Consider the following 12160-nt stretch of genomic DNA (forward strand, 5'->3'; position numbering starts at 1 on the left):
GCTTTAGACCTCCGACTACTTGTAGTGCCGAACATATCGCGAGTCAATGAAACGCTTCACATAATATGGAAGACGCCCATGCCACGTGAACTGTCCAAATGTCAGCAAGGCACGACCTGGTGTCGTCAATAGTATATTCATCGATTGACGTCTTCGAAATGGTTGACTCGTCTCACCGAGTAACCGCTTGGCGACAAAGCGCCCCGATCTGACAGCATCGACGCCTCCATTTAAGCAGGATGCCATATCTCCTGTTACATATATATTCGTAAACTGATGATGACGCAAATATTCATCCGTCTCTATAAAATTGTCAGGTTTTGCAAGCCCGGATTCAGCCCACCATTCTACGGGAACAACGCCCGTCGCATCTAGCAGAAGCCCCTCCGATGCGTCATCTTGAAACTGTTGTTTCACGACCATAATGCCTGATTTCACTAGAAGACGTTCAATTTGTTTCTGTCTATGGAGCGGCACGTCTGGCAAAATCTTTTTCGCATACAGCGTCACGTCTTTCGTCTTTGCGCACGTAAACGCCATTTCTACACCGGCCTTGCCCCCACCGACAATCGTCACTACTGGACTCGAATCGATACGGCCAAGTAAAGCTTGTGACATCGGTTTAAGCGGTGTCCCAATGCCTCTACTCTTTGCACCAGTCGCCAGCACAAGTTGATCGTAGTGAAACAAGCCCTGTTCCGTTTGAACGGTTTGCTGATGAGGGTCAATTGAGATAACCCGTTCTGCGACCGGTTCAAGTCGTGGCAATTGGACTGTCGCGGAGTTCATGAGCCCGGCAATCACTTGTGGGAAGGCACCTGTATACACCGTCTGACGTCCTCCGATGAATTGAACTTCGTAATGCTCTCGAATCTCATCAAGACGGTCCAAAATTTCAAGCTGACCGTGACCGAGTCCTGCCAAAACCAATACTTGTTTCATCGCAAAATTCTCCGCGCCTCGATGAATCGTTGCGTGATTGTCATCACTTCAAGTACTAAAAAGATGAGCGCAATCACACCGACCCAGTTCGGGAAGAGAATCATCAATGTGAACAAGATGAAGCATTCCGTTCGTTCAATGATTCCAGGCTGATAATAAAATGTCTTCTCTGATCGCCTTGAACTACTTGCACCGACAGCCAAAAATAGCGTCATCGCAATGACAAATGATCCAATCAATATGAGAAAGATTGGCATGTATTCCGGATAGCGAAGGGCGAGGGCAATCACGACCGACAATTCGACGAACCGGTCCAAGACGAGATCGAGCACCGTTCCAAAACCAGTCGTTTTGGATTTTCGTGCCATCGTCCCATCCAAGACATCAAGCAAACCGGATAGCCACAATAAGATAACGGCCGTCCAGTGCATGTCATTATAAATAAAGATTCCTGTCGAAACCCCTATGATTCCGCCTAAAATGGTTACTTCATTCGGTGTAAAGTTCCATTTGAGCAGTCGATTCGCCCCCCGTTCAATGACAGGCTGGACGTAACGACTCCCGTACGTATCAAGCATGGTATTCCTCCTTTCGTTTGATTCGATATGTCATTCCGATTCGAAACCATTCATGCGTCGGTAACATGACCGACCTCCCATCCTCGAAATGATATTCTCCAAAGCACTGACCGAACCGATAAATTTTCTTCATCAATTGCACCGGTTCACCAATCGTTTCGGATATTTCCACCTCGGACAATGGTCGAAGTTTGCCATCGAGCATGACAAAGTCTCCGAATCCAGGTGCGGAGTCATATAACTCCTCTGCGGTCCCTGTCTGCGTCACCTTGCCAGCTTCAAGCAGTGTCACTCGATCTGCCATGAGCATCGCCTCTTCTCGGTCATGGGTGACCAATACTGCCGTGAGGCCGAGCTCTTTGACTAAGTCACGGATGAAACGTTGCAAATCAAGTTTTAGCTTCGGATCAAGGTTTGTGAACGGTTCATCCAATAACAGAAGTTCCGGTTCTGCCGCTAGAGCCCGGGCAAGGCTCACGCGTTGCTGTTCTCCACCCGATAGTTCGTGTATTTCAGCATCGTACCGGTCAGCGAGGCGAACGACCTGTAACCAATGTTCTGCTTGTTTACGTGAACGCCCACGTGTCGCGAGTGTGACGTTCTCCCCTACCGTCAGATGTGGGAACAACAATGCAGTCTGCGATAGCATCGTGACGCGACGTTTATGGGCGGGAATGTTGTTTAAGGAGCGATGATTCCACCACACATCACCTCCATCAGCCGTCTCGAGACCTGCGATGATTCGGAGAATTGTCGATTTCCCTGAGCCGCTCACCCCGACGATTGCATGAATGTCATGAGGTGCGACTTTAAAATTGACACCATCTAATATGTGTCTTGATCCAAATTGTTTACGTAAATCGTGTACATTCAAACTCATTGTAGACGTCCTTTCAGCATACGCACCATCCACCGATTCCATCCGGAAAGCAAAAAATAGATGACTACGGGGAATAAAATGAGCATCCATGTGTTCGAGAGCGCGAGACTCCTATTGTTTCCCGCGTAAGATTGATACAATTCTGTCGTCACCGTCGGGATCAATCCTGCACCGATCAGCTGAATGAGTGCGAATTGACTGAGTAAAATGACGGTCGTGAATAACGCGATGGTCCGCATCGTTCTCGAGAAGAGCGGATATAATACATAGACGACTCGTCGACTCATCGGCAATAGTCGAGCCTGTTCTAAAAGTGGACGACCGATGACCGCCATTCCGTTATAAGCGAGACGGATTGAATATGGAATCGTCACGACGAGCAAGGCGATTATGACTCCGATATACGTCCCGATTAGCCCAACTTCAGCTAAGATCAGATAAAGCCCAAACAAAGTGGCAAGCATCGGAATGAACAACGGTAAAAACACGAGCCATTCTATGACACTTTTCCATCTCGATTCTGTCCATAAGAGCCACCAGGCAAATGTCGTCGCTAGCCACACATTGATGCTAGATAGAATAATGGTTAATCCAATCGTATGAACAATGGACTCAACATTCCCGATTTCCATTGACGGAGCGACTAAAAATAAACTGACGAATGGGAATAACGCAATAAGTAGGATGAATCCTTGACGAATCATCGCCTTACCCCCCGTTCAATCCGTCGTCGAACGGATGCGGTGATCATGTAAGACACGAATACACCGAATCCGACAAAACATGTCCAAATAAGGGCGACGGCATACGGTTCTGTCGCCTCCAAATAGAGTCCCGTAGAGAGTCGTTCGTATGCGAGGACACCGATTAGTTTCGGATAGGTCACACCGAGCAGTGCCGGAACCTCATACGCAAATGAAATAAAAGCGATTAAGATCCAAGTCGAGTCGAGCAACGGTTTAATCAAGAACGGGAACTCTGCATGTTTGAACTGTGCATAGGGAGAAAGTTGCAGCGTTTTCGCCGTTTCTACGTAACCCCGATTCAATTGTTCGTACGTTCCAATCATCATTAAAAAGACAAACGGAGTCTCCTTCCATATGTATGTCAGGATGACCGTCACATAATCTCGCTCGTTCGACTCAATCCCCAAAAAACCATTGGACCCACTAAATAATAGCCAAAACAAATACGCCGCTGCGATGTGAGGAACGAACATCGGGATTTTCAAGATTGTCGATGTGAATCGCCATCGTTGATTTACAACCGTCCGTGCAACCCACGTTCCGAGGACGAGCGATACGATTGTCGACACACTGACGACATAAAGCGTAGTGAATAAACTATCTCGCCACGTTTCGTCTGTCAACAGTGCGCCCCAATCCGTCCCGAGCGCCTCCATTCCTAGAAAAAGGAGGGCAGCGAGCGGCAAAAAAGATACGAGAATCGTTAACGCGACACTACTTCGCAACACTCGGCCACTCCTCGCGTACGGCATCAATGATGTTCGGTCCGTAATCTGGAATCGAGCGTTCGAGCAACTGTTCTGGATTTGGATACGTCACGCCGTCTCCTAGCTCTTCGAAGGCTTTTTGGTCGTTTGCATCAAGTTTTGTTAAATCGAGTGACGTCCCATCTCCCCAATAATCAGGACCTTGTTTCACGAGCTGAGCTTCTGGCGATAACAGTTCTTGAATGAGAACGAGCGCCCCATCTGGATTTGGTGAATTGAAGGGGATAGCCAAAAAGTGCGTCGAGGCAATCGAGTGATCTAAGAGAAGTGCACGTGTCTCTTTCGGGAAGATGCCTTCCTTCACTTCCGCTTCGGCTCGACGTTCATTGAAGCCCATCGTCATCCAAACTTCCCCTGATGCATAGAGTTGATCGAGTTGTTCAAGCGTCTTCGGATACGTCTGTCCTTCTTTCCATAAATTCGGGGACCACGCTTTCAAATCATCCCAGAACGACTCTTCAACGGTCGCATTTTTGTTCAATTCATCACCGTAGCGCTCATATAAAAGATGGCGGACAAAAGCATTTCCAGTGAAATCTGTGACTTCAGGATACGTGAAACGACCTGGGTTGTCTTCGGTCCAGCGACGTAATTCCTCAAACGATTCTGGAGGATTGTCTACTTTCGCTGCATCGTAATGCAAGATAAACTGTACATTTCCCCAAGCGAGTTCCAAGTCATCTGTCGGTGTACCGGCATCTGATTGTTGAGCCGTTTCATTTAATAACGTGGCATTTGGGACACGCTCCATCAGTCCATCCCGAAGGAGTCCTGCTTCTTTCGCATTTCGGAAATTATCGCCGTTAATCCAGACGACGTCGATTGTTCCGACTTGTCTGTCCGCTTTTTTGTCGAGCGATAGCTGACGTACGAATTCTGCCGTATCCATCGCGACACGATTTAATTCGACATCGTAAGATTCCTCAAGCCGGGGTGCCACATAGTCATCAATATAGCTATTGATTCCTTCGTCCCCACCCCACATATATAGATTGACGGTCGACCCTTCCGCTGACTCAGCCGCAGCTTCGAATGTGTCCGAAAACTCAACCGCCTCTTCATTCCCACATGCTGCAACGAAAGTAAGCATAAGCGTTGCGAGCAATACTCTCCATTTCTTCATCGTTCTCCCCCTTTTTTACTTTTTCTCAAATCCCCGTTTTGCGAGCACTTCGAACATAGTTGGGCATATTGCATACACATTCGCACCGATATTCATCCACCACGGCGCATTGATCTCGCGTTTGCGCGTCAAACTCCCTTTGACAATCGCGTCGGCTAATCGTTTCGGATCAAGCATGATTCCTTTAACGCTTTGTGCATATGTACCACTCTTATCGGCCCGATCAAAGAACGGCGTGGCAATCGGTCCCGGATTGACGGTCATGACATGGATGCCACGTGGCTTCAACTCGAGTCGCAGGGCGTTCGAAAACTGTAAAAGTGCCGCCTTCGACCCAGCGTATACAGCTGATTTCGGTGTCGGAACTTTTGCAGCTTGCGAACAGATGTTGATGATGATACCTCCACGATCTAACACTCGGGCAGCGTTCCTCGATAACAACATCGGAGCGACGGCATTCACATGCATCGTTTCTTTCATCACATCGGTCGATTGATCAGTCACGAAATCAAATTCAGCCATTCCTGCGTTATTGACCCAAACGTCAAACTTCCCAAATCGCTCAATCACATCATCAACAAGAGCATCCGCCTTCGTGACGTCCGCGCGTATCCATTCTCCCTCACACATGGTCGCAATGGTTTTCAGACGTTCTTCATGTCTTCCAATCAACAACACGCTATATCCTTTTTCATAAAAAGAATGCGCCAATGCGGCACCGAGTCCGCTTGACGCACCTGTAATGACTACCCGTTTCATGACATCTCTTCTTTCTTTGTATAAATCCATTTTTGGTCATCTCGGCGTCTCTCGATGTCGCCACGCTCTTCGAGTAAACTGAGTCGTGCGAACACCTCGCTAAAGACGAGTGGCATACCACTTCGCATCTTTCTCCCATATAATTTCATCGACCAATCAAAGACACTGAGTCCATCTTCCCATTCAGTGAGCAATTGTTCACTGCGTTCATACCGTTGTCGGATCCGGTTTTCAATCAAATCGTTCGGATGATGAATCGGTTCACCATGTCCACTGACGACAAGTTTCAAATCGATTCCACGCAACTTTTTAAGTGAATCGATGTAGAGAATAACCGGTGAGGCAAACCCTTCATCCTCATACGGTTGTTCAATGAGTGGATTTGGTTCGACCTTATCAATCAAGTGATCTCCCGCAATCAAAACGCCTCCAGGACCGATCAATCCGAGCTGGTCACTCGCATGTCCCGGCAAATGAATCGTTTGCCACGCCCCGTCCGGTGTCACAGCTTGTCCGTCACTAAACGTCATGGTGACGGTCGTCGGCCCAATCCAACGTAATGCTTCCCGATAGTCTGGCAATTTTTCCACGAGTGGCGCCGGTGCTCCAAATGAGAGCGCCAATTCATGTAAAAAGTGGTTGCCCCTTTTTAGAAAATTCGGGGTTTGTTCTAAGTATCGAACGAGCTTCTCGTGCCCATACACCGGAATCGAGGCATCACGAAGTCGCCACGCCTGCCCCGCATGGTCGGCATGATGATGCGTCAAAAATAAAAAGTCGATGTCAGACAACGATAGTTCAAGCTCTTCAAGTTGCCGATTCAATGAAGTCCACGCTTCTTCCGTATCTGGTCCACAGTCGACCATAAAAAAGCGATTCTTATGTTCAACGATATATACGTTCACGTTTCCAACTTCGAACGGTGTCGGAATATCGAGTCTTGCCAGTTGGCTTGAAATCCAGTCCGCCACGTCATCACCACCCCTTCTTCCTGTCTTTCTCCATTATACCCGTCTGAAAGATGCGTTTTCAATCAAACAAAAAAGAGGGGGACATCTCCCCCTCACGAATGGTGAATATTATAAGTTGATAACCGTCACTTTATCGCGTGTCATCGTCTCGAGGCTACGCCCGATTCCTTGAACGCCAAGTCCCGATTGTTTCACGCCGATGAATGGGAAGTGGTCTGGACCACGTTCCGTACGTCCGTTCACTTGGACCGTACCGACTTCTAGCTTGTCAGCGACTGTAAAGGCGCTATTCACATTTTGAGTGAAGACACTCGCTTGAAGACCGAACTCAGATTCGTTCGTGAGTTCAATCATCTCTTCGAGTGATTTCACGCGGATGACAGGAAGGACTGGTCCGAACGGCTCTTCCCATGCGACACGCATGTCTGTCGTCACATGATCAAGTAATGTCGGATAAATAAGGTTTCCTTCACGCTCATTTCCATGAACGACCGTCGCCTTTTTGTTGACCGCATCGTCAATCAAACCTTGAACGTAATCTGTCGTTTTCGCATCGACTAAAGGAACGATGAAGCTGTTCTCTTCAGGCGAACCGACCGAGAGTTTCGCGACGCGTTCTTTCAACATGCCAACGAGCTCATCCGCTTGGTCTTCGAGGACGAAGACGCGTTTGATGGCTGTACAACGTTGACCTGAGTACGAGAATGCACCACTGACAATTTGATCTGCCGCAAGTGTCAAATCCGCATCCTCAAGGACGAGCGCCGGATCTTTCCCACCGAGTTCGAGCACGACCGGTACCATTGACGCTTGTTGTGACAAGTGTTGACCTGTACCTGTTCCACCTGTGAATGTGATCATGTCGATTCCTGGGTGAGACGTCAAATAATCTCCGATGACCGAACCGCGTCCTGTCACGAGATTCAAGAGACCTTTTGGAAGTCCTGCGTCATGAAGGGCTTCGACCATCTTGATTCCGCTGATTGCACCTTGAGTTGCTGGTTTGAAGACGACCGCATTACCTGTGACGAGAGCAGGTGCAATTTTTGCCGCTGCCAAGTTGACCGGGTAGTTGAACGGTGAAATCGCGAGCACGACACCAAGCGCCTCTTTCTTGATGATAGCCATCTTGTTTTTCGAACCACCAGGGAACGAATCACCTTGCATGAATCCACCATTGAAACGAATGCCTTCTTCCGCTGTGTAACGGATGATTTCAGCTGTACGAACGACTTCTTTTTTCGCATCGTTCAAGTTTTTCCCGACTTCTTGCATGATGATTTGACCGATCTCATCGACGCGTTCTTCGAGTTTCTCTGCCCATGCATACAACAATTCAGCGCGCTTGTTGACCGGAAGCGCCGCCCATTCTTGTTGTGCACGTTTTGCGCCATGGATGGCTGCATCGACTTCATCGCGTGACATCGCCTGAACGCGACCTACGACTTCGTCTTTATATGGTGAAACGAGTTCAATCGTTTCCTGACTTGATGATTCCTGCCATTGACCATTTAATAAATATGGATATGTGTTCATACTCATCATCTCTATCTGCCTCCTGAGTAAGCTGTAATATCTCGTTGCCAACCCCATTGTATGCAGATTTTTTTGCATTGGACAACTATAACGATTCAGTTTATAAGATGTAAACGGTTACTATGAAACTTTTTGTGAATTCTGACGAGAGTTCAACAACTTTTCACTATAGATTTGATGATCTGAAACCGATAGTAAAGGAGAGAGTACGTGAAATAGGAGGGACAACCATTGAGCACTGATCATAATATTTTACTAGAGGCTGGAACGAACGAACTTGAAATCGTCATCTTCCAAGCTGGACCGTTTTTATTCGGTATCAACGTCATGAAAGTACGTGAAATCATCACGATGCTTCCATTGACACCTCTTCCGGGCACACCAGAGGCAATCATGGGACTGATTGAATTACGGGGCGAAGTCATGACCGTCATCGACCTTCCGATGGTCATCAATCATCCGCGTGAGGTCGGAAGTGACGATCGATTGATTGTCTGTGAGTTTAACGGGGAAAAATCAGTTCTTCGCGTCGATCAGGTGACGGAGATCAAACGCATCTCGTGGGAGCAGATTGATACGCCTTCCGACCTTGCACGTGGCGTCCAAGGCATCACGAATGGTGTCGTCAAAACAGGTGACCAAATGATCATCTTACTTGATTATGAACGAATCGCACTCGAACTTTCTCGTAAAGACATCATGGCCCGCGAATCAGTCAAACGCCTCGGGGCTCGCGAACGTTCGAATAAAAACATTTGGATTGCTGAAGATTCGGAAATGCTTCGCTCACTCATCCTCGATACGTTGGATGATGCGGGTTACTTCAACACGACCGTTTTCAACAATGGGAAAGAGGCGCTCGATGCGTTCGAACAAGATGGCGTAGAGTGCGACCTTCTCATCACGGACATCGAGATGCCACAGATGGATGGACTCCATTTAACAAAGCGTCTTCGAGAGATGGACCGTTACGCGTCCCTCCCGATCATCATCTTCTCGTCGCTCATCTCAGACGACTTGAAGCATAAGGGTGAGGCCGTCGGGGCGAACGCTCAAATCACGAAACCTGAAATTGGGATTTTGATTGCGACACTTGACGAATTTGTAGGATAACAAAAAAGTTTGCGACTTCTTCACGGTCGCAAACTTTTTTTACGTCAACTGCTCAAAATGATGGTTCCATTCGACTAAAAAACGCTGACTATGCGACTCGATTGTCGCGAGTGTCTCATTTGCACCTTCAAGATGTGCATTCTCGCCTGCCACTTCAAGGTCATGAAAAAGAAGCGCTGTCTGTTCCAAGCCGACCGAATAGGACGCCCCTTTTAACAAATGGGCGAGTTGTTCGACCCGTGAATAGTCGTTCGACTCGATAGCAGCTTGCAGTTCAGGATATTTTTCCTCGAACTGCTTGATATATGTGTTTGCAATTTTATTTAAAAAATCCATATTTCCATTTGCGATTTGGTGGAGCTCCGCTAATTTGGCCTCATTGAACAGAGCGTCTTCGGGCATTTTTGTCAATATAACCCCTCCTCAATAAACGATTATCCAACCGTTCCCTCTCACTGTAACATGTTTTCTAGAGAAAACAAAAAATCTCCTGCTTTGGATTGCACTCTTCATTTTCGCTACCTATAATAAGATTGAGTTAAGGTAGGAGGAAGATGCATGCTGACGATTTACCGTACTGACGCATCAGGCCATGTGGATGAAATCGAAGACTTTGATAAAGGAAGCTGGATTCAACTCGTGAATCCGACAAAAGATGAGGCCGATCAAGTCATCGAGGCGTCCGGCATTCCAGAAGACTTTGTATATGACCCACTTGATATCGAAGAAAAACCGCGTTTTGAAAAAGATGATGAGGGACTTCTCATGATCATTGACGTCCCGTACGTGGAGGAAGATGATACTGGGCGAACTTATAATACAATCCCACTTGGTATCATCGTGACTGGACGACATTTCATCACCGTCTGTTCACGTGAGCTTGACGTCTTGAACTTGTTCGCAAACGGCAAAGCACGACTGTTCCGGACGAATTATCGAAGTCGTTTCGTCTTTCAGATTTTACATCGGGTGAGTATGACGTACTTACGTTTCTTGCGACAAATCGACCGAAGAATGGATGAGCTTGAACAGGAACTACAACGTTCGATGCGAAATCAAGAGATCTTTCAGTTGATGAACCTGCAGAAATCCCTCGTCTACTTCATGACCTCTTTGAAAGCGAACGATAGTGTCTTAGACCGAATCGTCAAGACACCAAGTTTGGAGAAACATGAAGAGGATGAAGAACTATTAGAAGACGTGTTCGTCGAACACCGCCAAGCTATGGAAATGGCGTCGATTTATAATGACATCATCAGCATTAAGATGGAGGCATTCGGGTCAATCATTTCGAATAACGTCAACTTCGTCATGAAGTTCTTAGCGTCGATTACGATTGTCCTCAGTATTCCAACGATGATTTCTGGAATCTTTGGGATGAACGTCCAAGTTCCATGGGAAGGACAGCCGTTCGGATTCATCATGGCGATTACTATGATGATTGGATTTTCTGGTCTTGCCTTTTATATCCTATGGCGAAAACGATATTTCTAAACGTACAAGAGCCTGACGCATCATACGTCAGGCTCTTTGTTATGTGATTTTGACCGTAACGAGACAAAGGTCATCCTCAATTTCAATTTTCGGGACGAGTTGCTCTGCAACGTGACGACTATAGTCGAGACCGTACGTGGAGACGTCCTTCTCAAGCCAGCGAATCCCATCATCGATATCTTTGCTGTAACATTCCATGAGTCCATCCGTGTACATGTGAAGTGTCATACCCGGAGCAATATCAACTTCTTTAGACTCATAATTTGGCTCTTCGAACATGCCAACAGGTACTCCCGTCGTCTCAAGACGACAATTGCCTTCTTCTGACGTCACAATGACTGGAGGATGCCCTGCATTCACATACTCAATTCGACGCTTCGTTGTATCGATATAGCAATACACCGCTGTAAAGTAACTGTGCATATCGTCACCCGAGAATAAGAACGTCATTTGACGATTCAACTCGGTCATCACGTCCACCGGATACTGAACATTTCCAACAAGTCCCGGAAGAATCGAGCGAATACCCATCGTAATGAGTGCCGAAGAGACCCCATGACCCATGACATCAAAGATGATGACACCATACCGATCCGGTGCGACCTGGAACCACGCATACATATCCCCCGCTAATTTTTTTGATGGAAGATAGAGAGCGCGCACGTCAATCTCTTCATTACTGATTGGTGGCGTGAGCGCACTTTGTTGGATTTTTTGCGCAAGATCCAAATCGTATTGGAGACGGGTCTCATAGATTTTCCGTTCATCGACGGCCGCTTTATAGCGAAGAGCAGAGCGGATACGTGCGAGCAACTCCGTCACCTTGATCGGTTTCGTCGTATAGTCTGACGCTCCTGCATCTAGTCCCTCAGCAATCTGCTTTTCATCTGTACGACCCGACACCATGATGACTGGCATTTCTTCGTAATCAGCCATCTGTCGAATTCGTTTACATGTCTCGATTCCAGAAATCCCGGGCATCTCGACATCCAACAGGACGAGATCATACAGCGATGCGGCTTGTGGGGCCATCAATAATTCGAGCGCTTCTTCTCCGCTCGAGACCGATTTCGTCTCATAGTCGTGCTGGTGAAGCAGTTGCTCGAGAACGAGCGTATTGACCGGTTCGTCGTCCACAATCAAAATCGCCATGACTATCCCTTCCTTCTCTACGTAGTGTTCTACATCGTATTGTACCATATCTTTTCAATGTCACACGAGATTACCGCCTGTTCATTCCAGTTGAAGAAT

13 protein-coding genes are annotated in these 12160 nt (G+C 47.3%); 2 read left to right on the forward strand and 11 right to left on the reverse strand.

All coding sequences use genetic code 11. The features are described from left to right. Positions 1-15: 15 nt before the first annotated feature. The 9 genes from PQI28_RS05470 to PQI28_RS05510 all read right to left on the reverse strand — a co-directional run bounded on the left by PQI28_RS05470 (position 16) and on the right by PQI28_RS05510 (position 8311). Entirely contained in the window at positions 16-942 is a 927-nt protein-coding gene (locus tag PQI28_RS05470) for an NAD(P)/FAD-dependent oxidoreductase (RefSeq protein ID WP_339962719.1), read from the reverse strand. After that, positions 939-1520: a CDP-alcohol phosphatidyltransferase family protein gene (locus PQI28_RS05475; protein ID WP_224861370.1), complete on the reverse strand. Its 582-nt coding sequence runs from the start codon at positions 1518-1520 to the stop codon at positions 939-941. Before PQI28_RS05475 ends, PQI28_RS05470 begins: the two co-directional genes overlap by 4 nt. Then, positions 1513-2400 carry an ABC transporter ATP-binding protein gene (locus PQI28_RS05480; RefSeq protein ID WP_339962720.1) on the reverse strand — a complete coding sequence of 296 codons (888 nt, stop codon included), beginning with the start codon at positions 2398-2400 and terminating at the stop codon, positions 1513-1515. The genes PQI28_RS05475 and PQI28_RS05480 overlap by 8 nt, the downstream gene beginning before the upstream one ends. Continuing rightward, positions 2397-3104: an ABC transporter permease gene (locus PQI28_RS05485; protein ID WP_339962721.1), complete on the reverse strand. Its 708-nt coding sequence runs from the start codon at positions 3102-3104 to the stop codon at positions 2397-2399. Before PQI28_RS05485 ends, PQI28_RS05480 begins: the two co-directional genes overlap by 4 nt. Beyond that, positions 3101-3874, reverse strand: a complete 774-nt coding sequence (locus PQI28_RS05490) for an ABC transporter permease (RefSeq protein WP_339962722.1) — start codon at positions 3872-3874, stop codon at positions 3101-3103. Before PQI28_RS05490 ends, PQI28_RS05485 begins: the two co-directional genes overlap by 4 nt. After that, positions 3861-5036: an ABC transporter substrate-binding protein gene (locus PQI28_RS05495; protein WP_339962723.1), complete on the reverse strand. Its 1176-nt coding sequence runs from the start codon at positions 5034-5036 to the stop codon at positions 3861-3863. The genes PQI28_RS05490 and PQI28_RS05495 overlap by 14 nt, the downstream gene beginning before the upstream one ends. Before the next feature lie 15 nt (positions 5037-5051). Then, complete coding sequence (locus PQI28_RS05500) at positions 5052-5795, reverse strand: SDR family NAD(P)-dependent oxidoreductase (RefSeq protein ID WP_339962724.1); 744 nt, start codon at positions 5793-5795, stop codon at positions 5052-5054. Next, a complete protein-coding gene (locus tag PQI28_RS05505; RefSeq protein ID WP_337873969.1) occupies positions 5792-6766 on the reverse strand; it encodes an MBL fold metallo-hydrolase in 975 nt (324 codons plus the stop codon). Before PQI28_RS05505 ends, PQI28_RS05500 begins: the two co-directional genes overlap by 4 nt. A 108-nt stretch (positions 6767-6874) precedes the next feature. Then, the gene (locus PQI28_RS05510; RefSeq protein WP_074033255.1) at positions 6875-8311 is read right to left on the reverse strand and encodes an NADP-dependent glyceraldehyde-3-phosphate dehydrogenase; all 1437 of its coding nucleotides are present in this window, start codon (positions 8309-8311) and stop codon (positions 6875-6877) included. A gap of 222 nt (positions 8312-8533) precedes the next feature. On the opposite strand from PQI28_RS05510, the gene PQI28_RS05515 reads away from it, so the two are divergent. Then, positions 8534-9415, forward strand: a complete 882-nt coding sequence (locus PQI28_RS05515) for a chemotaxis protein CheV (protein WP_074033256.1) — start codon at positions 8534-8536, stop codon at positions 9413-9415. A 39-nt stretch (positions 9416-9454) separates the two neighbouring features. On the opposite strand, the gene PQI28_RS05520 is transcribed toward PQI28_RS05515, so the two are convergent. After that, positions 9455-9817, reverse strand: coding sequence for an Hpt domain-containing protein (locus tag PQI28_RS05520; protein WP_339962850.1), 363 nt, complete (start codon positions 9815-9817; stop codon positions 9455-9457). Positions 9818-9973: 156 nt separating this feature from the next. On the opposite strand from PQI28_RS05520, the gene PQI28_RS05525 reads away from it, so the two are divergent. Next, positions 9974-10909 (forward strand): magnesium transporter CorA family protein, encoded by a 936-nt coding sequence (locus tag PQI28_RS05525; protein ID WP_074033258.1) that lies wholly within the window; start codon positions 9974-9976, stop codon positions 10907-10909. A 39-nt stretch (positions 10910-10948) separates the two neighbouring features. Here PQI28_RS05525 and PQI28_RS05530 read toward each other — a convergent pair whose 3' ends face one another. Then, complete coding sequence (locus PQI28_RS05530; RefSeq protein ID WP_339962725.1) at positions 10949-12061, reverse strand: PP2C family protein-serine/threonine phosphatase; 1113 nt, start codon at positions 12059-12061, stop codon at positions 10949-10951. Positions 12062-12160 lie beyond the last annotated feature (99 nt).

The sequence above is a fragment of the Exiguobacterium sp. USCH10 genome (genome assembly GCF_037619445.1).
Taxonomy (GTDB): Bacteria; Bacillota; Bacilli; order Exiguobacteriales; family Exiguobacteriaceae; genus Exiguobacterium; species Exiguobacterium aestuarii_A.